The sequence below is a fragment of the Algoriphagus aquatilis genome (assembly GCF_042657405.1).
In the GTDB taxonomy this organism is placed as follows: domain Bacteria; phylum Bacteroidota; class Bacteroidia; order Cytophagales; family Cyclobacteriaceae; genus Algoriphagus; species Algoriphagus aquatilis.
In genome coordinates this window covers 73806-100152 of record NZ_JBHSKS010000012.1, presented here as the reverse complement: position 1 = coordinate 100152, position 26347 = coordinate 73806, and the positions used below count along the sequence as shown (strand labels likewise).

Here is a 26347-nt window from a genome sequence, read left to right as displayed (position 1 = left end):
CTATTTCAATAGTATTTCACAAAGCGAAGCGGAGTTTATTTCAACTGTATTTCTAAATATTTCCCTTCAAAAAATCCTGCCTCAAGTCTTCCGGAAATTTCTCAATGGCGTACCGCAAGGCTGTTCTGGGTAGGGTTTGGTAGTGCTTTTTCAGAAACTCCAATTCTACTTCAAAATTCCGATTTCCGATTTCCCGTAGCATCCAGCCGACAGCTTTGTGCATGAGGTCATGGGAATGGTTTTTGAGCCTTCCCGCCAATGCCAAAGCATCAGCAAACTCCCCTTTTTTGATCCAAAAATAGCTGCTGATCATGGCCACCCGCTGCCGCCAAAGGTGCTCGGAATCTGCTAATTCATAGAATAAGGTCTTTTCCTTTTTCCAGTAAAAATGCCCCAAAATTTGATAGCAAGAACTGTCTACCAGATCCCAGTTGTTCACAAAGTCCAGTTGAGAAAGGTAAAAATTGACCAGAGCCATCTTGTCCGGTTCAGACTTGGTCTTTTCATAGCGATAGACCAAAGCCAACAATCCTGTCAACCGAATTTCATGAATGGGATGTTGAATCAATCGAGTAAGTTCTTCTAAACTTATTTCTTTAAAAAATTGCTTGGCAATCTGTCTTTGATCGGGAACTGTAACCCCCAAAAAAAGATCTCCTTCTCCGTACTCTCCGGGTCCGGTTTTGAAAAATTTGGGCAAAAAAGAAGCCTTTTCAGGAATTGCTTTTTCCCTCAGGGCTTCGATAATTTGTTCGGTCAAACCACTCATTGAGTAAAGATATCTAGTGCTTTTTGGATAAGGTTATCGACTGTTTTCTCTGCATCTGAATCAAATTTTTTCAATGGACGATTGGCGACGATGGCATTTAGACTTAGCATTTCATGGCCAAGTAACTTCCCTAACGCATAATATCCCGCGGTTTCCATTTCAAAATTGGTCAGTCGCTTTTCTCCGATATTTAATCCGCCAAGTCGCTCGATCATCCGGTCAAATCGTGGTTTGAGACGGACCTCCCGTCCTTGAGGAGCATAAAATCCCGGACAAGTCAGGGTTACCCCTTGTTTTATTTCGCTTGGGAGTTTTCCCAAAAGTTTTCTAGAGGCCTTGGCTTGATAGGGGTAGAAAGGCAAGTTTAGCTCCATTTGGATCGCCCGAGCAATACTTTGATCTTCTTGCAATGCTGGGTAATAGGCCATCAACGTATCCATTCCGATTCCGATTTCAGATGCCAGCATCGTGCCTACAGGAAGATCTGCCTGCATACTGCCTGATGTGCCGATTCGAATGATCTGAAGGCTGTTTTTTTCAGGTTTGATCAGTCGTGTTTCAAGATCTACATTGACCAATGCATCGAGTTCGGTCATGAGTATCTCGATGTTGTCCGTGCCCATTCCGGTACTGATGACCGTCACCCGCTTCCCGTTTTTCCAACCGGTGTGGGTGATAAATTCCCGCTTTTGAAGCTTGAAATCGATCTGATCAAAGTACTGGGAAACCAACGGAACACGGTCTGGATCACCCACGGTAAAAACAGTTGAAGCCAGGTGTTCTGGCTTCAAATGCAAATGATAAATACTCCCGTCAGAATTGATAATCAGTTCAGACGCAGGAATGGGTTGATTCTCCATGGAGTTTTTGGATTAGTTCTTTGGATGGCTTACGGTGCAGTCCTTTGTAAGGATTGTATCCGTTGGTATTTTTTTGGTAGTAGCCGGTTCCGTCGTAAGGTCGCTTTTCGGGATGTTCTTTGCATTCTGGAGAACAAGCCCCATCGAGTTCCCATCCGCAGGCTTCACAGATTGCCAAGTGCTCATTACAGCTTGGATTGGCGCAGTTAACCATTCGGTCACTGGCAGTCCCGCACACGTGGCATTTGGACACGATGGTTGGATTCACTTTGTTGACTTCCACTGCGATTCGGTTGTCAAAGACATAGCATTTGCCTTCGAAATCTTCACCTCCAGCCTCCATGCCGTACTTAATGATGCCGCCATGCAGCTGGTAAACATCTTCAAAGCCCTGCTCCAAGAGGAATGCAGAAGCTTTTTCACATTTGATACCTCCAGTGCAATAGGTAAGTACCTTTTTGTTTTTGAGGTGCTCGAGTTCCTTTACTTTATCCGGAAAATCGCGGAAGTTGTCGATATCCAACGTGATCGCATTTTTGAATCGACCCAACTCATGCTCGTAGTTGGAGCGGACATCCAGAATGACCACATCCTCCTGATCTTTCATTTTCTTGAATTCTTCAGGTTCCAGATGTTTGCCTGTTTTCACATTGGGATCCAGGTGACGGAGTGAGGAGTGCACAATCTCCGGCTTGTATCGCACATGGATTTTGGCAAAAGTGTGGGTGTCGTGGTAGTCGATTTTAAACTCTGTCTTGGCAAATCGAGGATCGGCATGAATATAGGCCATGTACTTTTCACAGTCTTCGATCAGACCAGAAACAGTACCATTTAAGCCTTCGTCAGAGATGATGATTCTACCTCGGATGTTGTTTTCTACACAAAAGAGGTGATGTTCTTCCCGGTATTCCTCGGGATTTGAGATCTGCGCGTAGCAGTAGTACAGCAATACGCTGTAAGGTTTGTTTTGTGTGTTTTCCATAACTAGAGCCCTGTTTCGGCAGGGTGTTTTGGGTTGTTGTTTGATGTCCGAAGCTGGATGACCGATGTTTTTACTTCATCATTCGGCGTTAAGCATTCGATATTCGTTATTCCTTTTTTTAAATCTCAAATCTCTAATCATTTCACTTTCGCCGCCGGATTTCCGAAGACAGTTTCATTTTTTCCAACTGAGGAAATGACTACTGATCCTGCACCCACTCGAGCTCCTTTCCCTATGGTCACTCCTGCTACGATCGTCACTCCAGACCCAATGAACGCTCCTTCTTCGATGGTGACCTCGGCATTGATGATGGAACCAGCACCTACTTGCACAAAGTCCTGAATTTTCACTTTGTGGTCGACAATTGCACCGGTATGAAAGATACAGTGGCTTCCGACCTCAGCACCTGCTCCAATGAGCACATTGGCATTGATAAAGTTGCCATGTCCTAATGCCGCATCTGTCGACACATAGGCTCGCTGGTGGATGGCATTGACGGGCTGCACTTTTCGGTTTTCGAGTAGCATGTCTACCAAAAACTTTCGGTATTTGCTGTCATCCACTGCCACAAAAGCTTCAGTCTTTTTACCGATCAATTTCAAAAATCCCTCATCTTCGGTATGACCCAGCACCGGCACGTTGTTGATTTCGGTCTGATGTAGACTAGCATCTTCCTCTAGAAATCCATATACAATGACCTGATTGCTGTTGAAAATCTCAAGTGCAGGATGGGCGATGCCTTTTGCACCCAGAATGATCACTGGTTTATCCATGAATTTGTTGGGTTTTGGATTGCAAAAGTAGGGTAATTGTGGTGCTTGCGCAATGCTTCATTTGGATTGTCCCTTGAGTAGGCTTTGACCGATCTTGCAATTGAGGCATTTTTGAGGCTGACAGTAGCTTCTGTAAAGTCCGATCATCCCTTGTGAGTCGAAGGCATTCTCAGCCTTCCAAGCCTTTTCTTCATACTTTCTGATGATGAAGTTATTCTCCGCAGGAATGGTTTGCATAAGGTCAAAGCAGCGTTCTTGCCATTCGGATTGCTCGAAATATCTGCCATAGGCAAACCAAAGCGGAATCACGAAATTGATGATCAAGAGCTCCAAAGTTTGCCCTGAAATGCCTCTGGAGGCAGTTTTTTCGGCAGGTTTGCCAAAATTGTAGTGGTGTTGCCAGTAATCGGAAGGCTTGACTTGAAGGAGTTTTTTGAAGGCCGAAAACTCCCTGCGGTCTTCCATCACGGACTGAAGGAGGTTGGGAGCTTGGGATAAAATAGCAGCTAACTGCGCGATTCGGAGGGTGGGGAAATTGGTTGGTCTCGCTCCCATAAATGACCATTGCTGTCGGCTGAGCTTTTGTACCCAGCTGAATTTTTTCTGATAAAAATCATACTCCCGAATCAGGTGTTGCGCGTAAGGTTCGTCTGATTTTTCGGGCAATAGTCCTGCTTGACCCAACAGCATAGCCTCAAGAGCTGATACCTGGGTTCGGTGTTTTTGGAGGGTTTTATAAGGTACCAATGCAGCAAGCTCGCTCATTGGGGTAGAGTTGATTTTGAATCCAAAACAGGTAAATAGCCATCGGTAGGCAGTTTCTTCCCAATCGCCTTTGGTTTGATCTAGAATGGATAGGATCAGTTTGGATTTTTCCAGCAGTCGTTCCACTAATGCTTTTTCCAAAGCCGAAAATCGGATGATTTCAGGAACTGATTTCATGGCGTGTGCACAGGGAAGGTCAGATTTGAAGTCAAGGAGGTTTTCGTAGTTTCTCCAGATTTCTAGAAAAATTTTTCCCTTCAGTTCTAAGGTTGGCATTGGAGTACCATCGTTACGGTAGACTACTTTGTCATTTTCCCAAACCACATGGAGGATCACTGAATTGTAAGCTGGATCTCCACCATGGGCATGCTGCTTCCATTCAGAAGCTAATCGGTGAACTTCCACGTGGCCATGTAAAGTGACCCCGTCGAGAACCAACGAAGCATCCCGGAAGTCTGGCCCTTCTCCTTTGTTGTGAAATCCCACATTGAGAATCTGCAAGTGTTGTCCATCTACAGTTAACAGATTTTTGCGGTCGAAGTATTGGTACTTCCAGACCAGCTGTAAAAAGTCTTCCCTGAAATTCATAAAAATCTAGTGACTAAAAGTTTATGGAAAGTAATAACTTCCTATTTTAAAGTCAATTTTGTCCGGCATGAAAATTCCTCAAACCACCCCGCGGATTATTCAAACACTTAAAAAACTTGATTTACTTGACAAACAAATTAATGGGATCTTAATGTACTGGGATCCTATTGGCATTGGTAAAGTGGAAGGATTTGAACACAATCTTTGGGAAGAATATGTAAGATATATTCCAAAACTGAGAGATGCCCTCGATACAGAAAAGCCAATTAGACCAATCCTTGATTGGATTGAAGGGGAATCTATCGGTTGCTTTTATACCTCAGCGGAAAAAAGGCTTGAGGTTTCCAACCTGATAGAACAGTTGATTTCTAAAACTTAGCTATACTTTTCCAACAAATCTTTCATCTCCATCTGAAGCTTTTGAGCTTCATTTCTGGCTACTTTAGCAAAGTCCTTTTCGCCGGAGGCATAGATGATCCCCCGGCTGGAATTGACCAAGAGCCCACAGGTGGAGTTCATTCCATATTTCGCTACCTCAGCCAAGCTTCCTCCCTGTGCTCCAACTCCTGGAACGAGGAAAAAATGCTCCGGAGCTGATTTTCGCACTTCGCCGATCAGTTCGCCTCGTGTGGCGCCTACGACATACATGAGGTTTTCTGGGCTGCCCCATTCTTGGCTTTTTTCCAACACAGACTGATAAAGTGGCTTACCTGTTTTGTCTTCGATCAGTTGGAAATCCAAAGAGCCTATATTCGAAGTCAAGGCCAGAAGAATGACCCACTTGTTTTCAAACTCTAAAAATGGCGTCACTGAATCCTTGCCCATATAAGGTGCAACAGTCACGGAGTCAAAGTCCATCGATTCAAAAAAAGCCTTAGCATACAGTTTAGAGGTATTTCCGATATCTCCCCGCTTGGCATCCGCAATGGTGAAAACATCTTTCGGCATGATCTCAGCTACCTTGGCCAAGGTGTCCCAGCCTTTTGCTCCCAAAGCCTCGAAAAAGGCAATGTTTGGCTTGTATGCTACCGCAAAATCGGCTGTTTCCTCAATGATGGCTTTGCAAAAACTAAAAATCGGATCAGGTTCCGAGCGCAAGTTTGCAGGTATTTTCTCCAAATCGGGATCCAAGCCTACGCACAGAAAGGATGATTTTTGTTGGATTTGGGAGAAAAGCTCGGCTCTGTTCATGTTTTGCGGATTTTGGGCAAAGGTAGGGAAAATGGGATTTATCCATTTTCTCTCAGGGCAATTATCCTGTTCATAAGTTGGATCAGCCCGATTGCTGTGACTTTTTCCGAAAGAGGAAATTCTTCCTTTCCCGCATAGACAAAGAACCGATGTGTCGCTTCTACATCCTCTGAAGCAATAGAAAATCCCTTGGAAAGCTTCGGGCTGAGTGTCTGTTTGATTTCAATCGCCCATAGCTGACTGCCTAACTGAATAACCAAATCTAACTCTGCACCTGCGGACGTTCGATAGAATCCGTAATCGGCATTTTTGGGCAATACAGAAATGATATGCTCAATTACAAATCCTTCCCAGCTAAATCCAGCCACCGGATGCGCCAGTAGATTATCCAAGGTGCTGATTTGGAGAAGGGCATGTGTAATGCCTGAATCACGGATGTAGACTTTGGGACTTTTGACCAAGCGCTTCCCCACATTGCTCATCCAGGGTCTGATAGAGCGAATCAGCAGCAGATCTTCCAACAGCTCTACATAAGACTTCACAGTCGGCGAAGTAAGGTCAAGGCTTGCACCAAACTTGGATAGATTAATCTGCTGCCCCTGTTCATGTGCGAGCATGGTCCAGAGTCTCCGCAGGCGATTGGTCGGTATAAACTGTGCAATCTGGGGAATATCCCTTTCCAAGTAGGTGGTAATGAAGTTTTGCCTCCAAGTCATGCTGGACTTGTCCGAATTCGCCAGATATGCATCTGGAAATCCTCCACGAAGCCACAGCTTTTCCAGGTTTTTCCCTTCATCTCCCACTTCCAGCAGGGTGAATCCAGGCAGTTCCTCATAAGCAATTCGACCTGCAAGTGTTTCGGACGATTGGCGGATCAGCTCAAGAGAGGCTGAACCCAAAACCAGAAATTGACAAGATCTAAAACCTTTCTTTCTTCTTCTGTCGATGACTCCTCTCAAAACCTGAAACAGGTCCGGTATACGCTGTATTTCATCCAGAATGATGAGTTTGCCTTCATGAAGATCAAAATATTGCTCAGGTTCTGTCAATTTGGCCCGGTCAGTCGGGCTTTCCAAATCTAAATAAATGGACTGATGATCAAAATGCTCAGCCAAAGCCTGAGCAAGCGTAGTCTTCCCCACTTGCCTTGATCCTAAAATGGCAATGGCCGGAAAATCCGGCATCAATTCTTCAAGTCTATGGAAAAGTAATCGCTCAATCATCCTTGCAAATTTAAAATGATATTTTAAATCTGCAAGGATGAAATAAATTAAAAATATTGAAATACAGCTAGTTATAAATTTTTGATAAATCAGATTTGATAAAAGCTCCAGCTAAAGAAACTCCAGCTGAAATCAAGAAGAAGATCAAACTGAAAGCTACCGCTGCGGTTTCTTCGATTCCCGCATAGGCGTGGGCATAGACAAATACCAATTCGCGGGCACCCACTCCGCCGATAGTCAAAGGAAGTACTGCGACAATGGATGAAATCAAAAAAACCAATTGGTATGCGAGAATATTTTCTTCCATACCTAATGCCAACAAAACGAACCATGCACAAGCTAGCTGGGCAATCTGTCCTGTAAAAGACCAGGCATTCCCTGACCAAAAGGAGGGGAGAAAGTCTTTGAAGACTAACTTTTGAACCAGCCAAAAAGCCGGAACCGTCAACACCAAGCCAGCAATTATCAACCCGTTCCAAAAAGAACTTTCGAAAAACTCATGTTTGACTTCTACAATTAAAAACAGTCCAAACAGTAAGAAAACTATAGCAACCAGTCCTCCCAAGCGGTCTAAAAGTACGGCTTGAAGGAGGTTTTTAACCGGTGTTTTAAACTGTTTGTTAAGTAAATAAACTTTATAGCCATCCCCGCCTATGCCTCCGGGGAGAAAAAGATTATAAAACATCCCGAGCAGGTAAAGTCGCCAGTTTTCTGCCTCCGAAAGTTGGATTTCGATATTTTCAAAATAACGGTTGAGTCGAATGGCAGTGGCTACTTTGCTCAGGATAAACAAAATCACAGCAGGAATAAGCCAAGGCCAGTGGATGGAAGTAGCGAGTTGAAAAAGTTGCTCGGTGTCGATCTTGCGAAAAACCAAGTACAAAGCCACTCCTGTCAGCAAAAGCTTCAGTGCAGTTTTGAGTTGGTTTTTGAGTCGGGACAAGGGGAGGTTATTAGTTTTTGGTAAAATGGTTACAAGTGAGTAAAACTTACATTTACTGTTGATTTTTTACTTGCTGCGGTGGCTGACCACTTTTTACTTACCACTGCTGACTACTTCAGCTTTCCCCTGAAAGATGGCCTTGATCCGATAGGTCTTTTTGTCCTGTGATTCGAAGTACGTTCTCACAATGATCTCTGCGATGATCCCCGTCGTAATCAACTGAATTCCTCCTAAAATCAGGATGAATCCCAGAATCATGATTGGTCTGCCCCAAATATCCTCTCCCAACAGTTTCAATATCAGTAGGTAAAAACTGATCAATGAGCCTAACAGGAAAGAGAGTAAACCCAAGCCTCCAAAAAGGTGGATCGGTCTTTGAAAATACTTTTGGAAAAAGAGCATCAGGATCAAATCTGCCATCACTTTGAAGGTACGGCTGAGGCCGTATTTCGAAGTGCCGTGGATTCTTGGGTGATGCTTGACGTCCATCTCGGTCATCTTCGCCCCTTGCTGTTTGGCCAAAACGGGAATGAAGCGGTGGAGCTCTCCGTAAAGCCCCATATTCTGCGCGATTTCGGCTTTGTACACACGAAGCGTACAACCGTAATCGTTGAGATAGACTTTGGTGGTATTTCGGATGATCCAGTTGGCGATTTTGGAAGGGATTTTACGAAGCACAAATCCATCCTTTCTGTTTGCCCGACGGCCTGCGACGACGTCCCATTCTTCGTCGATGGCTTTGCGAAGCATCTGAGGAATGTCGGTAGGATCATTTTGCAAGTCACCATCCATGGTGGCGATGTATTCGCCGGTAGCTTGGTCGATTCCTGCAGCAAGTGCTGTAGTCTGACCATAGTTTCTGTTAAAAATCAGAAGCTTAGTTCGCTCATTTGCATGTTTTTTTACTTCCGCCACTGTCCGGTCTGTACTTCCGTCTTCGATCAGAATCACTTCATAATCTATCTCCGAAAGTGCCGAATAGGTTGCTTCGAGGAGAGGTCGGATGTTGTCCTCTTCGTTGTAAACAGTGATAACGACGGACAAAAGGGGCTTGCTCATGCGATAAAATTTGGTCAAAATTACTCCAAAAAGCCTGTGTAGGCAAAAAAGGTTCTTCATGATGCTTAATTCCAAAGATTGTTTCGGACTCGACCACGGCTAACTTTTATCTTTGCACATGCTTTTATCCCAATCTTCAGAGCTAAAAATCAATCCTTGGATTTTGATGCTGGCCTATTGTGTATTGGTAGGGCCTTTTGCCTTGCACTTTCACATGCACTATCCAGATGAGATTTACTATCGGGATGCTGCTGTCAAAATGCTCCAAAACGGGGACTTTCTGACCACTTACCTTGGCAGTGGTGAACTGAGATTCAAGAAACCCATTTTAACTTATTGGGCAGTTTTGGCTGGGTTTAAGTTTTTTGGTGTCAATGAATTCGGCTCTCGGATTTTCTTTTTGCTTTCAGGTGCAGCTACAGTGGGATTGACGTTTCTTTTAGCGAAGACGCTTTTCCTTAATGCAAAAATCGCAGGCCTTTCAGCTTTGATTATGGCAGCCAATCCAGTGCTGATTTTATCCTCAGGTCGCTCGATTCCGGATGTGTTATTGGTTTTGACAATGACCACCAGTGCTGTCGGCTTTGCAGGTTTGCTCCGAGATGGAGACAAGGCACACTCCAAATTCATCTGGTTTATGTATTTGGGCTTAGCTTTGGCCTTTGAGGTCAAAGGGCTGCCTGCCGTGGCTTTGGGTGGTTTGGGCGTTGGGGTATTGCTTTTTAACCCATGGAAAAGGGTCTCCTGGAAAAAGCTCTTACATATTCCTGCCTTAGCGCTGAGTTTGGCGATTGCTTTGTTTTGGTTTGTAGCCATGTGGAAAATCCATGGGCCCACCTATTTGAACAGTTTTTTAGAAGACCAAGTGGGGATTCGAGTGGCTTCCCGAGTTTTGTTAATCTTTCAGAATGGTCTCTTAGCCACCTTGCTTTTGGGCCTGATATTTATTCCTTGGATTTTACTGAATGGGGCAAAAGTCAAATCTACCCTTCATCAAGGCTGGAAAGAAAATCCTCAGTTTTTCGCCTTTGCTGTGGTTTGGGCGATAGCGATCATAGGGATGGGTGCACTCACGAGTAGGTTTTATGAGCGCTATTTACTGCCTGTTGCTCCGGTAATTGCGGTATGGATTGCATGGTTGCTTGTTCGTGGAGGGGTTTTTGATCGGGGGAAACCAGTCAAAATTGCTACTGTGATTTTTCTTTTTGTAGTCTTGATTCTTACCTGCTTTAGTCTTTGGATCAATTTGGGTGGAAAAGGCATGGCGTTGCTTTGGGCGCAATTTATAATTGGCTTCTTGTTTTTAATCTATTCAGGATTGATTTGGAGGAGATCTCCTCAAAAGCTTCCAAAGATTATCGCTTATTCCTTCCTGATGATCTTTTTTCTCCTTAGTTCCATTACTTACCATATTTCTTTGCCTCATCAGGGTCAGCAGGCTAGGGAAATGATTAATCTGGAGGAGATTGATTTACCGATTGGCTTCTATGGTAATCTGCATGTGGGTAGTAAAATCCGAATGAGTTTGGGTCCTGAATTAAATATGGTGGATCTTCCTAGAGAAAATTGGGTTGAAAAAAGTAAGGAGTTTGGGGTATTGATCCTAGAGGACAAATTCCTCTCTGAGTTGGATACTACGAAATTTAGGACAAAACTGGTCTCCAAAAACTGGGAGTCAAAGGCTATTCCGGAGTTGTTAATAGCTTACCATTCGGAAGAGTTTGACAGACTTTTGGAAGCCAACAGCAAAAAGTATTACCTATTGAGCAAAAAATAACCCCGGAGTTTTGGTCCAGGGCTTTGCTGTTTGTAATAGGCTTATTGGTGACCTAACACCACTTTTTCTTTATACTTTTTGATCTGGCGTCTGAGAGCTTCTACAGCCTCATCGGCAGCAGCTTCAAAGGAATCACTTTGCTCTTTGGCAAAGAATTGTTTGCCGGGAACATTCAGTTTGATTTCTACTATTTTGTTTTCGTTGTTGTCGTTTTTATCGAGTCTCATAAAAACCTCTCCGTCTATGATTCGGTCATAGAATGTGTCCAGTTTGTCAGCTTTCTTTTGGATAAAGTCGATCAGTTTTTGATCGGCGTCAAAGTGGATGGAGTGCATCTGCAGTTTCATAACGATTGCATTTAAATGGTTGAACAATTGATTTATTTACGCTTTCGGATGTGCCTGTTCAAACACAGCCTTCAGTTTTTCCATGGAGTTGTGAGTATACACCTGCGTGGCAGCTAGGTTGGCGTGGCCCAGGAGGTCCTTGACCGCATTGAGGTCGGCGCCCTTGTTTAATAAGTGAGTGGCAAAGGTGTGTCTCAAGAGGTGTGGACTTCGTTTGGTGTTTTGCGCGAAAAGATCCAAATAGTGTCTTACGATTCGATAAATCATCATAGAATAGGCCTTTTCGCCTTTGTTGCTCACAATAAAGTACTCATTCCCTTCAATCTTTGAAAACCTTTCCTCAAATACTTTTCGATAGGAAACTATATTTTGTTGGAGGCCTTTCGTAATTGGGATTATTCTTTCTTTTTGTCTTTTACCGAGCACCTTCACTTGCTCTTCCAATAAGTTAAGATCTTTCCACTTGATCGAGGTAAGTTCAGATAGTCGGACTCCTGTGAGGTAAAGAAACTCCATCACCATTCGATCTCGGAAGCCTTCGAAAGTCGGTTCGTAGACCTCTTCTTCCAATACGGTTTCAATGGTTGTTTCTTGTATGAATTCAGGAAGTTTTTTCGGGGTTTTAAGAGATTTTAACTTGTAAGTGGGGTCCTTTTGGATCACTTTGGATCGCATCAGAAACTTGTAATAGGAGCGCAGGGTGGCGAGTTTTCGGTTGACGGTGGTCTGACTGAGGCCTTGTTCGACCAAGTCGATGATCCAAGCACGCAATTCTGCATGGGTACAATTGGAGAGTTCTTCTATGGAGAAGGAAGTATTTACAAATTCTTCAGCTTGCTCCAAGTCTTTACGATAAGCTAAGACCGTATGGCTGCTGCTTCTCTTTTCGTACTCGAGGTAATTGATGAAAGAATCGATCATGGCGCTTTATTGAAAAATAAGTTAGACCAAAAATCGGAATTCCAACCTGACAAAGATCATTTCTGGGAGTGATTTGGATAGAAATGCCTGAAGGTGATTCGAAAAAATACGGCAGGATTAAAAAAAATATGGATATACGGAACTTTGCCAGTAGCTTTCTTATGAGGTCAAATGAAATACTAAAAGCCAATTCTTTGACTTCTTCGGTCTCCCGTCATCGGTCTTCCAGCCCAAAATCAGAGAAATATTCGTGTACTGCTAGAATAGCGTATATTCAGAAAAAAAAGAGCATTCCCAGTACTGAGAATGCTCTTATGTTTTATCTCTAAAACTGCTATTATTTCATTACTTCATTTTGAAGTTTCTGACGATAAGCTGCTTTAATGATCTCATCTCTTCTTTTTACGGAAGGTTTGGTGAAAGCCTGACGGGCTCTGAGTTCGCGAACTGCACCGGTCTTGTCAAACTTCTTTTTAAAACGCTTTAGCGCTTTGTCGATGGATTCGTTCTCTTTTACGTTTACAATGATCATAAGTATACACCCCCTTTCGTGGTTGCAAAGGTAAGGGAATAATTGAAAAATTGGAAGAATGTATAATTATTTTGAGTTAAGTGCTCTTTGGGTAGGGAATGTAAAGTAATGATTTTCGAGACTGGAAAGGCTAGCCGTTCAAACAAGAAATTTGCCTCCCCCCCCCCCATCAATTTTAACCGAAAATCAAATTGATAAAAAACTATTAGTGAACTGTTTGTTCTCAAGTTATTGATTTTATAGCTTTAGGTAAGCTAGCTTTTAAATCTATCTTTTCACTAAAACAAAAACAACATGAAAAAAAAGTTGATTTTAGCCTTTTCCTGTTTCTTTATGCTCGGCCTTTCTCTTACTGCCTCAGCAGAAGAATGTCCTTTTATTGGAACAGATCAATATCGGTGCGCTACCTATCTTTGTCCTAATGGATGCGTTATTGTAATTTGTCCGGGTGACCCAGCTATTCTGGATTGTTAACTAATATTTGTTAATGAGATCCATCAAAATTTTAATCTTGATGCAAATCCTTTGGTCTTGTGGAGAAAAGCCTACAGAAGGCACGTCTCCACAGACCTTTGATTTAGTGATGCTGGATTCAATCGAGGTCAAAGAGATTCACGGATTCTTTTCAAGGCCTTCATCGGTACATTTAATCAACGATACATTGATCGGTGTAGAAAGCTTTCAAAACAAAGGAATTTGGGTCATTGATAATAGAACCGGTCAAGAAGTATATTCTATTCTCCCGGAAGAAGAAAATGGCCTTTCCTTTCGACCCACAAAATGCTATTGGGCAGAATATCCTAGAATATCAGTTTTTGATGGAGCAACCAAACGAATTCATATTTTCGATTTTAATAATGAAAAAGGGAAGAGACATATTAATTCCTTGATTTTAAATACACCTGATGATCTATGGTTTAAACCAATACTTATGGGAATTTTCATAAAAAAAGGTGAACACTACTACATTGAACATTCCACAAACAAAGTTCCATTCACATCAAATAAATATTTTGAATTGACAAATCATCTGGTTGGTATCTACTCCAGCGAAGGCGAACATTTAAAAAATTATATTCCTTTTCCTGATCAACTTAGAAATCTTACAAAATTTATTGGGCCTGGAAAACTTTTTACATCTGGTCTAAGTGATGATGGAGATATTTATATTTCTTTCCCATTTACAAAAACTATATCAATATTTGATTCAAGTAATTTAGACAAGCCAGTTCAACTAATCAGATATCCCGACAGTCCAATTTTTCAATTCGATATTCCTTTTTTGGAAACGGAAGTGGATAACACCATTGGAACGTTAAAGTATTACTCGGAGGCTCACTATTTTAATGATTTCAAATTTGATCAGGACGGTTTTGTCTTGCAGTCTATCATGAAAGGTGAAGAAAATACATTGACTCATTTTTTAAAATATGATAGGATTGATGAAAAATGGTCTGAATCTTCCAGTACGTTCGACTTACTTAATCTGGGAGAATTGGCTGGAATAAAAAATGACACCTTGATTTTAGTTGACGCTTCAATGATGAATAAGGATAAAAAATTCATCAAACGGGCGGTACTGAGACCTATTGAGGAATAACCCGCTATAAAACTTTCCCAAAGTTTGAAACTTTGGGAAAGTTTCCCCTGATCCAACAAAAAAGTCCAACCTTGTGAGTTGGACTTTTCTATTATTTACCGTTTGCGATTAGCCTACTACTTTTTCGGCTAAAACTACAATCACGTTATTTTTCACTTCTACGACTCCTCCATCCACAATCATGGATTGTTTTCCTTCTTTGGTCGTAAAGGATACTGCACCTTTGGCCAAAGCCGATACAATCGGAGCGTGACTGTTCAACACCTGAAATGCACCTGAAGCACCAGGAAAAGTCGCTTCACTGACTTCGCCTTGGAATACTTTCTTATCCGGTGTGACGATTTCTAATTGCATGTTTTTCTAGTTATTGAGTTATTAGGTTGATAAGTTATTGATTTCAGAAAGAAACCAATAACTATTAACCAGTAACTTATTTTCTTACTACACTTCAGCAAGCATCTTTTCACCCTTAGCGATGGCATCTTCGATGCTACCTACCAAGTTGAATGCTGCTTCAGGCAGGTGATCCAACTCACCGTCCATGATCATGTTGAAGCCTTTGATGGTATCCTTGATGTCTACCAACACGCCTTTCAAACCGGTAAACTGTTCTGCTACGTGGAATGGCTGAGACAAGAATCGCTGTACTCTACGGGCTCTGTGTACGACCTGCTTATCTTCTTCAGAAAGTTCTTCCATACCGAGGATGGCAATGATGTCCTGAAGTTCTTTGTATCGCTGAAGGGTTTCTTTCACTCGCTGCGCACAGTTGTAGTGATCGTCACCCAAAATGTCTGGAGAAAGGATTCGGGAAGTAGAGTCCAAAGGATCCACCGCAGGGTAGATACCCAATTCGGCAATCTTACGGGACAATACGGTAGTAGCATCCAAGTGAGCGAAAGTCGTCGCAGGAGCCGGGTCAGTCAAGTCATCCGCAGGTACGTAAACAGCTTGTACGGAAGTGATAGAACCGTTTTTGGTAGAGGTGATTCGCTCTTGCATGGCACCCATTTCTGTTGCCAAAGTAGGCTGATAACCTACCGCAGATGGCATACGACCCAAAAGTGCAGATACTTCTGAACCCGCCTGTGTGAATCGGAAAATGTTGTCGATGAAGAAAAGGATGTCTTTTCCTTGTCCTGTACCGTCACCATCTCTATAGTATTCTGCCAAAGTCAAACCTGTCAAAGCTACTCGAGCACGTGCTCCAGGAGGTTCGTTCATCTGGCCAAACACGAAAGTTGCTTTAGAATCTTCCAGCTTCTTAAGATCTACTTTAGATAGATCCCATCCGCCTTCAGTTTCTAAGCTATGGATAAAGTCATCACCGTAGGTTACGATGCCGGATTCGATCATTTCTCTCAATAAGTCATTTCCTTCTCGAGTTCGTTCACCTACACCTGCAAATACAGATAGACCTGAATAGGCTTTCGCAATGTTGTTGATCAATTCCTGGATCAATACGGTTTTGCCTACACCGGCCCCACCGAAAAGACCAATTTTACCACCTTTGGCATAAGGCTCGATCAAGTCAATTACTTTGATACCTGTGAAAAGTACTTCAGTAGAAGTTGATAGATCCTCAAATCTTGGGGCAGATCTGTGAATAGGAAGTCTCTTGCCCGCAGGCACCTGAGGCAAACCATCAATTGCTTCACCTACTACATTGAAAAGACGGCCTTTGATAGCCTCGCCTGTAGGAACAGAAATGGGCTGGCCCAAGTCTCTTACTTCCATGCCTCTTACCATACCTTCGGAAGAGTCCATTGCGATGGTTCTTACCCGATCTTCACCCAAGTGCTGCTGTACTTCCAAAACGACTTTTTGTCCGTTTTCTTTGGTCAGTTCGAGCGCGTCAAGGATGTTAGGCAGTTTTCCGCCTTCAAAGGATACGTCCACCACCGGGCCGATTACCTGAGTTATCTTTCCAATATTTGCCATTTGATTGTGTGAAATGTAAAAAGGATCCACTTTTTTAATTCGAGCGCAAAATTAGTCAGAAAAGCCTATTCCCAAAGGATATTTGGAAAATTAATCCTCATTATCACCCTTTTTTAAAATTCGGCCTTAATTCTTGGCTGAGGGAGAAATTTTTATCCAATCCACATGATCCAATCCCTGTTTCAAAAAATTAATTGGAGTCATTAATTATTTTAATTTGTAATTAATCTAAATAAGAATACTTTTGTATCAGTTTATAATTAATCCAAATAATGATAAGGGCAATAGGTTTCATGTTCATCCTTCTGTTGGTAGCTTGTAAAGCACCACAGACTCAAGAATCCTCCGCTAAGGAAACGAGGAAAATCATCACCGCCGGTGGCACCGTCACAGAAATTGTGAATGCCTTAGGATACGGAGGCCAAATTATCGCAACCGATATCACTTCCACGTACCCTGCTTCCATGCAAGAGCTACCTTCTATTGGGTATCGTAATCAAATCAAGGCAGAAGGAATCCTCGCTTTGGGGCCGGATTTGATCTTGGCAGAAGAAGGATATCTGACCGATGATGTTGTCAATCAGCTCAAATCCGCTCAGATCGAAATTCACTTTTTCAAAAAGCCCATTCAAGTAGAGGAAACCAAAAAGCTCATTACCGATTTGGCGGCCTTCTTTGAAGCTCAGGTGGAGGGAAATCGAATTGTTGATGAATTGCAAGCAGACCTAGACAGCCTGCGGTCCTATTTAGTGTTGAACAACTCAAGTCCTAAAGCGGCTTTTATCATGGCGCGCGGCCCACAGACTGTTTTTATGTCAGGCGAGGGTACGTTTGCCCAATCTATTTTCGAGTTGGCGGGTTTGCAGCCTGCTGCTACAGGCTTCAAGGATTTTGTACCGGTGACGCCTGAGGCTTTGGTAACCATGAACCCTGAATTTCTGATCTTTTTTGACTCAGGAATCGAAAGTCTCGGTGGAATGGAAGGTCTGGCCCAAGTGAAAGGCCTGTCAGAAACTCCGGCTTTTAAAAACAGCCACATCCTCAGCTTTGACGGCCACTACTTATCAGGCTTTGGCCCAAGAGTGGGTAAGGCTGCCCTTGAATTGGCAAAAGCAGCAAGACCTTAATTGCCATGTGGACTACTCACAGCTATTCAAAGACACGGGCCCAAAACCTAATTATTGCCGGACTGCTGGCGATACTTGGTGTATTGGCTTTAGTCTCTCTCAGTTTGGGAGCCTATCAGATCCCGTTTGCCCGCCTTGTGGGGGTCATTTTGGATGGTTTGGGTGTTCAAGGAGTAGCTGCTGAAAGTCAGCAAGTCAATGTGCTGCTTCAGATTCGACTGCCGCGTATTGTTCTGGCTACCTTAATTGGTGGCGGATTGGGTGTGGCGGGTGCTTCTTTACAAGGCATGTTCAGAAACCCGCTCGTTGAGCCAGGGTTAATAGGTGTCAGCAGTGGTAGTGCACTTTTCGCAGTCATTTACCTAGTGCTGATCGCAGGATCTACAGGAATATGGAAGACGATGAGTGCATTCGGCTTGCCGTTGTTTGCCTTTGTAGGAGGACTGATTCATGTGGCTGCTGTGTACCGATTGAGCCGATCACAGGGGAAAACGGAAACTTCCACATTAATCCTCGCAGGCGTAGCTATCAATGCAATGGCAGGCGCACTGATTGGATTGACCCTTTTCTATGCGGATGACGCAGCATTAAGAAGTTTCACCTTTTGGAGCCTTGGGGATTTGGGAGGTGCTTCTTGGGCCAAGGTGCCTACCGCCTTACTACTCATCCTAATTCCTAGCCTTTTCTTATTCCGAGACTACCGTGCGTTGAATGCACTTTCACTTGGTGAGCACGAGGCTTTCCACATGGGAGTGAATGTAAAACAGATAAAAATCAAACTACTCATTACCACCGCTCTCATCGTGGGTGTGGGTGTGTCTTTGGCAGGGATGATCGGATTTATCGGTCTCATTGTGCCACACTTGATCCGAATCGGCTTTGGCGCCGATCATAGGCTCGTATTGCCAGGGGCATTTTTGCTAGGAGCCATTTTGATGAATTTGGCAGACCTAATTGCTCGGTTGATCGTGATTCCGGCAGAGATGCCCATCGGTGTGGTGACGGCCTTGATTGGTGCTCCCTTTTTCATTTGGCTCATTTTCAACCTAAACAAACCAAAACGCTAATGCTACAAGCAAGTCGTATTCACTTTTGTATTCAAAAAAGACCAGTGGTCGATCAGATCAGCCTGACCCTTCAGGCAGGGGAGATCTTGGCTGTCCTTGGTCCTAATGGAGCAGGAAAATCCACCCTGTTCAAGATCCTTTCAGGAGAAATATCCTGTAAGCATGGAGATGTAGATTACAATGGTTTGCCTGTTGGAAATCTCAACTCAAAGAAACTTGCCGAGGTAAGGGCGGTCATGCCTCAGCATTCAGCAGTCAACTTTCCATTTTCTGCCCAGGAAGTAGTCGAGCTCGGTCTTTTCAGCACCCAATCCAAAAATCCGGCTAAGCTGGTAGGGGAGGTAATGGAGGCTACCAATACACTCCATTTGAAAAATTCCAATTTCCAACACCTCTCCGGAGGTGAAAAGCAACGGGTACAGCTAGCCAGAGTATTGGTTCAGATTTGGGAGCAAAAACCTTTTCCCCGATACCTCCTTCTCGATGAGCCTACGTCTAGTCTGGACATAGCGCAGCAGCATGGAGTCCTGAGTATCCTACGCCAACTCACTCAGCGAAACATCGGCGTCTTGATCATTCTCCATGAGCTTAACCTCGCTGCTCAATATGCTGATCGGATCGCCCTGATCAAAAACGGCATGATCACCAGCTGTGGCACAGTCCAAGAGGTTCTTCAGGAAAAGACCCTTCACCAAGTATTTGATTACCCGATCCAGATCCTACAGCATCCGCACCATGGTGGATTGATCGTGTCCACCAGCCAACCCTCTTTTCAAAAACAACTTATTAAACAAGCTTGATATGGAAACTCTTTTTGAAACATCTTCTGCACTTAAGGCCGCATGGAATGAGCTGAAAGTGTCCCAACCTCAACTCCGAATCCGTGACGCTGCCAAAAAGTTGGGTGTCTCTGAGGCTGAATTGCTAGCAACCGGAATCGGCGAACAGGTTGTTCGTCTAAATTCTGAATTTGCCAATCAGGTTTTGGATTTTCCAAAACTTGGAAAAGTCATGGCCTTGACCCGAAATGAAGGCTGTGTGTTGGAGCATAAGGGGACTTTTCAAAAGATCGATTTGATGGGGACTTCTCCAAATCAGATTGCTACCGTAATCGGGCCAATTGAGCAGCGGATCTTCTTCAGCGCTTGGAAATTTGGTTTTGCAGTGTCCAATGAGACCGCGTCAGGACCACAGTCGAGCCTTCAGTATTTTGACAAGGAAGGAAATGCGGTACTGAAAGTGTTTTTACAAGAGTCATCTGACTATGAATCTGCGGAGCAGTTTCTCCAATCATTCAGAGATGAAAATCAAACCTCACAGATCGATCTTGGCAAATTTGAGGCAACTGTCTACTCCACCAGAGAAGAGCTGGATTTTTTAGCCTTTTCTCAGGATTGGGAAAACATGAAAGACACCCATGATTTCTTTGGAATGCTTAGGAAATACAAGCTCAATCGACTGGATGCTGTCAAATGGATCGATGACAAGTGGGCCTATGAGGTAGATCGGCTGTCTGCAAGAAAGGTCTTGGAGGTTGCTTCTTCTACCCAACTGCCGATCATGATTTTTGCGGGCAATAAAGGAAACATTCAAATCCATCAAGGAAAAGTAAAAACGATCCGACAACTAGGCGATTGGCTGAATGTGATGGATCCGGAATTTAACCTTCACTTGAATGAAGCAGAAGTGGCTTCTGCTTATGTAGTGCACAAAAACACCACCGAAGGTTTGGTGTCGGCATTGGAACTTTTTGATCATTCCGGGGAAATGGTCGCACAGTTCTTTGGACTTCGTAAGCCTGGAATCCCGCAAAAGCCGGAATGGAAATCCCTCCTGGATAGTTTGTCTTAATCCCACTTGAGGGGGGAAACCTCCGCAAAAATTTTAAACCAATGTTTAGAATTAGTCTAATTAAAATCATTTTCCTATTCTCCCTTCTTGCTAGTTGTTCGGCTTGGGCACAAGACGGCAGAAAAAGAATTCTCGACTCTACAGGAAATCCAATCCCTCACGCGGTGATTCAGGTGGATGGATTGAAGCCATTTCAAGTCAGTTCAACCGGTGAATTGGAGGCAGAATTACCATCCGGCAAGTCGGTAATGGTGTTTGCCTTGGGTTTTGATTCGCATCGGTTCACTTGGCAGGAGTGGGGTAGTTTGGAAGAAATTATTCTAAAAGAAAAAACCGGAGCCCTGCAAGAGGTAGTCGTTGCAGCTACCCGTACGGACCGAACGGTGGAGGACTTACCGCTCCCCGTGACCGTTTTGACCTCCGAACAAGTGCAGGAGACGGGAGGATTGAGACTTTCCGAAGTACTTCGTGAGCAGACTGGTTTGCACATCAGCTCAGATCATGGCGCAGGCTTGCAGATGCAAGGTTTGGATTCGGATTACATTTTGATCCTGCTGGATGGGGAGCCTCTCATTGGCAGGACAGCTGGCACCTTTGATCTGGACCGGATTTCGGTATCGAATATTGAGCGGATAGAAATCCTCCGAGGGCCTTCCAGTGCGATCTATGGAAGTGAAGCCATGGCAGGTGTGGTGAATATCATCACCAAGGCCAATAAGGAAACCAAAAAAGTCGATCTAGGTCTTCGTCATCGTTCCTTTAACACCTGGAATCCCTATGCAGAGCTTGGGTTTAATTCCGAAAAATGGCGGGTATCCGGAATGTATGATTACCTCCGAAGTGAGGGATTCGATCTCACACCGGAGACGGTAGGTCAAACCCAAAATCCATTTGCCGCTCAAACTGCCCAACTGAAAGTAACTCGGGTTTTCTCTCCAAAGTGGGAGCTCAGTCTCTTTTCCAGAGGCTATCTGGAGACATCTTCCGGTCAGATGCAATCGGGAGTCTCCGAAACTTTATTGGGTATGGAGAATTTCCGCAGGGATTTCAATCTCAACCCAACCCTTAGATTCAAGCCTTCTGAAAAATGGCTCTTTACCCTTCGCGGGATGAGTTCCCAATTTTCAACCCAGTCGGATACCCGATTTATGGCCGATGGGGCAAGCTTTGATTTTCAGGAATTTCGCCAGTTCTATCATCGGACTGAGCAGCAGACCGACTTCCAATTTGACAGTAAAAATCTATTCACCCTAGGAGTGGGCCACTTGCTCGAAACCGTGGAGGCCACTCGCTATGATGAGGTTAACCGATTTGATGCCGGATACTTTTTTGTCCAGCACCAATGGGACCCAAGTCCGAAAATTAATATCGTCACCGGGTTGAGAGGTGATTTGCACAGTCAGTTTGGAGGAAGACTCAGTCCAAAGGTTGCGGGGCAATTCAAGTTCTCGGACAAATTCAGCTGGCAAGCTTCCCTAGGGGCCGGATTTAAGGCTCCCGATTTCCGACAGATGCTGCTCAATTTCAACAATGCCGCTTCGGGTTATTATGTCTTCGGAGCCAATCTCGCCGAAGAAGGGATAGCTCGTCTCCAGCAGGAAGGCTTGGTAGCTAGAGTGTTGATTGAGCCAGAAACATTGGGCAACCTTCAGGCGGAAAGTTCTTGGGCGCTCAATACAGGTTTTCGCTGGAAACCTTCCTCCAAAGCGCTTCTGGTAGTCAATGCCTATCGAAACCAAATCGAAAACCTCATTGAGACAGCGCCAATTGCCCAGTTGGTGACCGGCCAAAATGCCTTCTCCTACTTCAATGTGCGAAGTGTCATCACGCAGGGCGTGGAGGCAGATTTTTCCATGACGCTTTCCAATACGCTGTGGGTCAGTGCCGGTTATGCTTTTCTAGATACCAGAGATACCCAAGTACTCGATCGCATCGATGCCGGAGAGCTATTTAAGCGAAATGCTCAGAACATCACCTCACGGTTTACCCGCTCGGATTACGGCGGATTGTTTAACAGAAGCCGACATAGCGGAAATGTGAAAATCAACTACTCTGAACCCATCACAGGGATTGATTGGTCACTTCGGGGAATTTACAGGGGAAAGTTTGGTTTCGCCGATCTCAATGGCAACCTGATTTTGGACGATCCTTCTGAATATGCTTCGGGCTGGCTGAGCGTCAATCTCACGGCTACCAAGACCTTTTCCAATGGGCTTTTCTTCGAGGCAGGTGCTACCAACCTTCTGAATACCCTCACTCCAGCCCAGCCCAACAATCCCGGAAGAGTGCTTTTCCTCGGGACCAGAATTCCATTTGCAAATCTTATCAACTAATCCAATAACTCTTAATTTACTATGAAAACTACCGTTTATTCAGTTCTATTCTTCCTCCTGTCGTTTACCCTGCTTTCCTGTGGCAATGATGACACTCCAGAGCCAGTTATTCCCCTGGAAGCGACCTTGATTCAAGACCTGGCAGCTCCAAATGATGTCATCGATCGTACCACAGGTCAAGTGACTCAGGCAAGACCTTTCATTTTCTTCAGCTTGGAGACGCAATCTATCGTGACAGAAGCTCAGGATTGGGACATTGCTTTCAAAGGCACCACCATCCGAGTCAACAGTGCAAAAAATGTGACGGCTGCTTTGGCTAACGGCATCTTTGAAGAATTGAAAGAAGTACCTGCTTCTGCCCAGTTTGCCACGGATACACCTACCACTTTTGCAATACCCACCGGCAGTGGCGCTGGTTGGTATAATTACAATTCTGCCACCTTCACCGTGACTCCTATTCCCGGAAGAATTCTTTTGTTCAAGACCTCAAAAGGAAACTATGTGAAAATGGAAATAATGAGCTATTACAAAGGTAATCCACCTGTAGCTCAGATCAATCCAATGACGACACCAAGTGCGCATTATACCTTCAGGTATATACTCCAGCCTAATGGTTCGCAAAAGTTTTAAAAGTTAATTTTTTTGCTGGGTAACGGGGAGCGCTTCGGTGCTCCCTTTTTTATTCCAAGATGCGCTTAGCAAAAAGAAAAGCCTTAGACCAATACTCCGAGCTAAGGAAATCCTCGGTCACCCCCAAAGAAGTGGAGGAGTGAATAAATCTCACGTCGCCCTTTTCCACTTCAGTGACTATTCCCGAGTGGGAGACTTCATTTCTTTTTCTGCCTGTGGCAAAAAACAGCACATCCCCCGGCTTGACTTGGGTTAAGGGTACTTTTTCACCCAATTTACTTTGATCCTCTGACCTCCTGGGAAGAGAAATCCCAATTGAGTAAAAAGAATGGTACACCAAAGCAGAACAGTCTATCCCAGCCTTGGTCGTGCCTCCATAGCGGTAAGGCGTGCCTCGGTAAGACTTGGCGGTCTGAATGACTGTGAATGCAGGTGACTCCTCAGCGAGTTTTTTCTTGGATTTGCAGCTTCCCAAAAAGGTGAGTAGAGTCAGCGTAACCCAAAAGAAAAACCGAGGGGAAAGAAATTTTTGATCCAAGGGAATTTGTTTTGAATGATTCAAGTTTACAAGCTCAATGATTCATTTTCAAATAAAAAGGATTTGATGAGACTTTTTCACGAAAGTGATCAACATCACCAAAACTGATTTTTGTCATGTTTTATCTTTGCCTCATCAAAATTGAAAAACAACACAATCATGGATATTCAACAGTTTTATGACGAAGGCTTGGCTCATGCGAGTTATGCAATATTATCTGAGGGAAAAGTAGCCCTGATAGATCCGGGACGCAATCCTCAGCAATACTACGATTTTGCGGAGGCAAACAGCGCACAAATCGTTGCTGTCATCGAGACTCACCCCCATGCAGATTTTGTGAGTTCACACTTGGAATTTCACAAAAATGAAGGAGCTACGATCTATGTATCCAAATTGGTAGGAGCTGAATATCCTCACAAGGGATTTGATGAGGGAGATTCTTTTTTCCTTGGTAATGTGACACTTCATTCCATTCAAACACCCGGCCACTCACCGGATTCGATCAGCATCTTGTTGAAGGATGAAAATGGAAAAGATCATGCCTTATTTTCCGGAGACACCTTGTTCATTGGAGATGTAGGCCGTCCTGACCTGAGAGAAAAGGCAGGAAACATGACTGCGCAGCGAGAAGAGCTTGCGAGAATGATGTACCATACGGTACAGAATAAATTGAAGCCTTTGTCCGATGATGTGCTGGTTTTTCCCGCACACGGAGCGGGTTCACTTTGTGGCAAAAACCTCAGCGACGCACGTCAATCTACTATCGGAGAGCAACGTGCTACCAACTGGGCTTTCTCAGATTTGGACGAAAAGACTTTCATGGACTCCTTGCTTCAGGGTCAGCCGTACATTCCAAAGTACTTTGGTTACGATGTGGATATGAACAAAAAAGGGGCTCCTTCTTATCAGAGGTCTATTTCTCAGGTGAGCATTTGGCCTGAGGGTGCTACACTTCCTGCGGGTGCTTTGGTCATCGACACCAGAAAGCAAAATCAGTTCGTCAAAGGACATATCCCCGGGGCCATCAATATCATGAATGGGGGCAAGTTTGAAACCTGGTTGGGATCAATTGTAGGTCCTGAGGAAAAATTCTTCCTCGTGGCTGACTCTACTCCTGAGCTTGAAGTCCTTATATACAAAGCAGCTAAAATCGGATACGAGCAACTTATTCATGGAGCAGTGGTCAATCCTGCCGGGATGACTGAAACAGGAACCTCATTCGATGTCGAAGCTTTCAAAGCCAATCCGGATGCCTATACCATCGTGGATATTCGTAGCCGTGACGAGCATGCAACTGCTCCAATTTTCGAAGAGGCATTGAATATTCCACTTCAGGAACTGAGAGAAAGAGCAAGTGAGATTCCTACAGGCAAGCCTGTTTTGGTTCATTGTGCCGGAGGATACCGTTCTGCAGCCGGTTCAAGCATTATAGCTGGAGTCTTGAGGGATACAGAAGTGCTGGACTTCAGCGAGGCGATCAAAGACGTTCAGACCGTAGCTCATTAAGGAAAAAGTTGAGCATCATCCCACGCCCTTCGAACTTCGGAGGGCTTTTTCTTTTTCATGGAGTGGATCTTCTCAAAAGAAAAAATAACCCTTTTGCTTACTTTTCGGTCTTGATAGAAAAATCAGAATCGTGAGTCGGGAAGAATTCAGCCAATTGCCTTTGTATCAAAAGATCAAAACCCTCTATTTGGAAGGGACTTTTGTCGTGGGCATTCGCTACTACCGCCACAAGGTCAATCTGTATTTGCTGGAAAATGAGTACGTAGAGGTTTTCTACAACCACAAAGAAGATCGAATAGACAAAATCGACTTTTTGGAACGAGATCACAGTCGAATGAAATTCTATTTGGATCAGATTAAATTGTAAATTGGAATATGGAAAAGCTGACAATAAAAATTTTGGATAAAAAAGCGATTAAGAAGCTCCAAGAACTAGTAAACAAAAAAATGATTGAGATCAATCAAGAAAGCCAATCTGGATCGGTGGATTGGGCTAGCTACATAGGATCTCTTCCAAAAATGAGCATTACCGAAATCGATAAGGAAATTGAGGGATTCAGAAATTGGGATTAATGGTTTGGGACACGAATTCAATCATTTTTTTTCTTCAAGACTTGCTGCCTAAACCATCTAAGGATTTTTTGTTAAATGAGTTGAGAAGAAATAAACCGAAGTTTTCCATAATCACTGAGATTGAACTCTTGTCTTGGAAAAAGCTTTCCGAATCAGAAGCTAAAATAATCTCAGGATTCTTATCTAATTTCCATCGAATTGAGCTATCAGAGGACATTAAGGAAGCAACGATTCAAATCAGGAGAACTCATGGCTTAAAAGTACCTGATGCTATCATCGCAGCATCAGCTTTGGTACTAAACAAGCCACTTTTAACTCATAATTTGAAAGACTTTAAGCTTGTGAAAGGCTTAGAAGTAGTTGATCCAATGGGTTTTGAGATATAATCCATTGAACTGTCTCGTTATATATAACTTCTTAACTAAAAAACCGCAGAACTTTCATCCTGCGG

28 protein-coding genes are annotated in these 26347 nt (G+C 43.8%); 13 read left to right on the top strand and 15 right to left on the bottom strand.

The window, feature by feature from the left end; all coding sequences use genetic code 11:
- Positions 1-52 precede the first annotated feature (52 nt).
- The 5 genes from ACFPIK_RS14670 to ACFPIK_RS14650 all read right to left on the bottom strand — a co-directional run bounded on the left by ACFPIK_RS14670 (position 53) and on the right by ACFPIK_RS14650 (position 4737).
- The gene (locus ACFPIK_RS14670; protein ID WP_377916583.1) at positions 53-769 is read right to left on the bottom strand and encodes a DNA alkylation repair protein; all 717 of its coding nucleotides are present in this window, start codon (positions 767-769) and stop codon (positions 53-55) included.
- The gene (locus ACFPIK_RS14665; protein WP_377916581.1) at positions 766-1629 is read right to left on the bottom strand and encodes a nucleoside phosphorylase; all 864 of its coding nucleotides are present in this window, start codon (positions 1627-1629) and stop codon (positions 766-768) included. The genes ACFPIK_RS14670 and ACFPIK_RS14665 overlap by 4 nt, the downstream gene beginning before the upstream one ends.
- The gene (gene trhO, locus ACFPIK_RS14660; protein ID WP_377916579.1) at positions 1601-2611 is read right to left on the bottom strand and encodes an oxygen-dependent tRNA uridine(34) hydroxylase TrhO; all 1011 of its coding nucleotides are present in this window, start codon (positions 2609-2611) and stop codon (positions 1601-1603) included. Before trhO ends, ACFPIK_RS14665 begins: the two co-directional genes overlap by 29 nt.
- A 137-nt stretch (positions 2612-2748) precedes the next feature.
- On the bottom strand, positions 2749-3384 hold the full coding sequence (locus tag ACFPIK_RS14655; RefSeq protein WP_377916577.1) for an acetyltransferase: 636 nt from the start codon (positions 3382-3384) through the stop codon (positions 2749-2751).
- A 57-nt stretch (positions 3385-3441) separates the two neighbouring features.
- A complete protein-coding gene (locus ACFPIK_RS14650) occupies positions 3442-4737 on the bottom strand; it encodes a DUF2851 family protein (RefSeq protein WP_377916575.1) in 1296 nt (431 codons plus the stop codon).
- A gap of 67 nt (positions 4738-4804) precedes the next feature.
- Here ACFPIK_RS14650 and ACFPIK_RS14645 point away from each other — a divergent pair, with 67 nt between their 5' ends.
- Complete coding sequence (locus ACFPIK_RS14645) at positions 4805-5116, top strand: hypothetical protein (protein ID WP_377916573.1); 312 nt, start codon at positions 4805-4807, stop codon at positions 5114-5116.
- Here ACFPIK_RS14645 and pyrF read toward each other — a convergent pair.
- The 4 genes from pyrF to ACFPIK_RS14625 all read right to left on the bottom strand — a co-directional run bounded on the left by pyrF (position 5113) and on the right by ACFPIK_RS14625 (position 9153).
- Positions 5113-5928 carry an orotidine-5'-phosphate decarboxylase gene (gene pyrF, locus ACFPIK_RS14640; protein ID WP_377916571.1) on the bottom strand — a complete coding sequence of 272 codons (816 nt, stop codon included), beginning with the start codon at positions 5926-5928 and terminating at the stop codon, positions 5113-5115. The two genes, ACFPIK_RS14645 and pyrF, sit on opposite strands and share 4 nt — an antisense overlap.
- Before the next feature lie 38 nt (positions 5929-5966).
- A complete protein-coding gene (locus ACFPIK_RS14635; protein ID WP_377916569.1) occupies positions 5967-7151 on the bottom strand; it encodes an ATP-binding protein in 1185 nt (394 codons plus the stop codon).
- 67 nt (positions 7152-7218) lie between these two features.
- A complete protein-coding gene (locus ACFPIK_RS14630; RefSeq protein ID WP_377916567.1) occupies positions 7219-8094 on the bottom strand; it encodes a lysylphosphatidylglycerol synthase transmembrane domain-containing protein in 876 nt (291 codons plus the stop codon).
- Between the two features lie 93 nt (positions 8095-8187).
- Positions 8188-9153 carry a glycosyltransferase family 2 protein gene (locus tag ACFPIK_RS14625; protein ID WP_377916565.1) on the bottom strand — a complete coding sequence of 322 codons (966 nt, stop codon included), beginning with the start codon at positions 9151-9153 and terminating at the stop codon, positions 8188-8190.
- 118 nt (positions 9154-9271) lie between these two features.
- On the opposite strand from ACFPIK_RS14625, the gene ACFPIK_RS14620 reads away from it, so the two are divergent.
- Complete coding sequence (locus ACFPIK_RS14620; protein WP_377916563.1) at positions 9272-10930, top strand: ArnT family glycosyltransferase; 1659 nt, start codon at positions 9272-9274, stop codon at positions 10928-10930.
- A 41-nt stretch (positions 10931-10971) separates the two neighbouring features.
- On the opposite strand, the gene hpf is transcribed toward ACFPIK_RS14620, so the two are convergent.
- From hpf to rpsU, 3 genes are all read right to left on the bottom strand, one after another.
- Positions 10972-11277: a ribosome hibernation-promoting factor, HPF/YfiA family gene (gene hpf / locus ACFPIK_RS14615; protein WP_377916561.1), complete on the bottom strand. Its 306-nt coding sequence runs from the start codon at positions 11275-11277 to the stop codon at positions 10972-10974.
- Between the two features lie 36 nt (positions 11278-11313).
- Positions 11314-12198: a tyrosine-type recombinase/integrase gene (locus ACFPIK_RS14610; protein WP_377916559.1), complete on the bottom strand. Its 885-nt coding sequence runs from the start codon at positions 12196-12198 to the stop codon at positions 11314-11316.
- Positions 12199-12535: 337 nt separating this feature from the next.
- On the bottom strand, positions 12536-12730 hold the full coding sequence (gene rpsU, locus ACFPIK_RS14605; protein WP_377916557.1) for a 30S ribosomal protein S21: 195 nt from the start codon (positions 12728-12730) through the stop codon (positions 12536-12538).
- Between the two features lie 514 nt (positions 12731-13244).
- Here rpsU and ACFPIK_RS14600 point away from each other — a divergent pair.
- The gene (locus tag ACFPIK_RS14600) at positions 13245-14330 is read left to right on the top strand and encodes a hypothetical protein (RefSeq protein ID WP_377916555.1); all 1086 of its coding nucleotides are present in this window, start codon (positions 13245-13247) and stop codon (positions 14328-14330) included.
- A 108-nt stretch (positions 14331-14438) separates the two neighbouring features.
- Here ACFPIK_RS14600 and atpC read toward each other — a convergent pair whose 3' ends face one another.
- Positions 14439-14684 (bottom strand): ATP synthase F1 subunit epsilon, encoded by a 246-nt coding sequence (gene atpC, locus ACFPIK_RS14595; RefSeq protein ID WP_377916553.1) that lies wholly within the window; start codon positions 14682-14684, stop codon positions 14439-14441.
- Between the two features lie 87 nt (positions 14685-14771).
- Positions 14772-16271, bottom strand: a complete 1500-nt coding sequence (gene atpD / locus ACFPIK_RS14590) for a F0F1 ATP synthase subunit beta (RefSeq protein WP_377916551.1) — start codon at positions 16269-16271, stop codon at positions 14772-14774.
- A 293-nt stretch (positions 16272-16564) separates the two neighbouring features.
- Here atpD and ACFPIK_RS14585 point away from each other — a divergent pair, with 293 nt between their 5' ends.
- Genes ACFPIK_RS14585 through ACFPIK_RS14560 form a run of 6 tightly spaced genes read left to right on the top strand, consistent with a single transcriptional unit; the run spans position 16565 to position 23279 of the window.
- Positions 16565-17398: a heme/hemin ABC transporter substrate-binding protein gene (locus ACFPIK_RS14585; protein ID WP_377916549.1), complete on the top strand. Its 834-nt coding sequence runs from the start codon at positions 16565-16567 to the stop codon at positions 17396-17398.
- Between the two features lie 5 nt (positions 17399-17403).
- Positions 17404-18465, top strand: coding sequence for a FecCD family ABC transporter permease (locus ACFPIK_RS14580; RefSeq protein WP_377916547.1), 1062 nt, complete (start codon positions 17404-17406; stop codon positions 18463-18465).
- Entirely contained in the window at positions 18465-19265 is an 801-nt protein-coding gene (locus tag ACFPIK_RS14575) for a heme ABC transporter ATP-binding protein (RefSeq protein WP_377916545.1), read from the top strand. Before ACFPIK_RS14580 ends, ACFPIK_RS14575 begins: the two co-directional genes overlap by 1 nt.
- A 1-nt stretch (position 19266) precedes the next feature.
- On the top strand, positions 19267-20316 hold the full coding sequence (locus ACFPIK_RS14570; protein ID WP_377916543.1) for a hemin-degrading factor: 1050 nt from the start codon (positions 19267-19269) through the stop codon (positions 20314-20316).
- A 41-nt stretch (positions 20317-20357) separates the two neighbouring features.
- Entirely contained in the window at positions 20358-22649 is a 2292-nt protein-coding gene (locus ACFPIK_RS14565) for a TonB-dependent receptor (protein ID WP_377916541.1), read from the top strand.
- A 21-nt stretch (positions 22650-22670) separates the two neighbouring features.
- Positions 22671-23279 (top strand): HmuY family protein, encoded by a 609-nt coding sequence (locus tag ACFPIK_RS14560; protein ID WP_377916539.1) that lies wholly within the window; start codon positions 22671-22673, stop codon positions 23277-23279.
- Positions 23280-23328: 49 nt separating this feature from the next.
- On the opposite strand, the gene ACFPIK_RS14555 is transcribed toward ACFPIK_RS14560, so the two are convergent.
- The gene (locus ACFPIK_RS14555) at positions 23329-23817 is read right to left on the bottom strand and encodes a C40 family peptidase (RefSeq protein ID WP_377916537.1); all 489 of its coding nucleotides are present in this window, start codon (positions 23815-23817) and stop codon (positions 23329-23331) included.
- Positions 23818-23976: 159 nt separating this feature from the next.
- Between ACFPIK_RS14555 and ACFPIK_RS14550 the strand changes: the two genes are divergently transcribed.
- From ACFPIK_RS14550 to ACFPIK_RS14535, 4 genes are all read left to right on the top strand, one after another.
- Positions 23977-25323 carry an MBL fold metallo-hydrolase gene (locus ACFPIK_RS14550; RefSeq protein ID WP_377916535.1) on the top strand — a complete coding sequence of 449 codons (1347 nt, stop codon included), beginning with the start codon at positions 23977-23979 and terminating at the stop codon, positions 25321-25323.
- 130 nt (positions 25324-25453) lie between these two features.
- The gene (locus ACFPIK_RS14545; protein ID WP_377916533.1) at positions 25454-25690 is read left to right on the top strand and encodes a hypothetical protein; all 237 of its coding nucleotides are present in this window, start codon (positions 25454-25456) and stop codon (positions 25688-25690) included.
- Between the two features lie 8 nt (positions 25691-25698).
- A complete protein-coding gene (locus ACFPIK_RS14540) occupies positions 25699-25896 on the top strand; it encodes a hypothetical protein (protein WP_377916531.1) in 198 nt (65 codons plus the stop codon).
- On the top strand, positions 25896-26282 hold the full coding sequence (locus ACFPIK_RS14535; protein WP_377916529.1) for a type II toxin-antitoxin system VapC family toxin: 387 nt from the start codon (positions 25896-25898) through the stop codon (positions 26280-26282). Before ACFPIK_RS14540 ends, ACFPIK_RS14535 begins: the two co-directional genes overlap by 1 nt.
- Positions 26283-26347 lie beyond the last annotated feature (65 nt).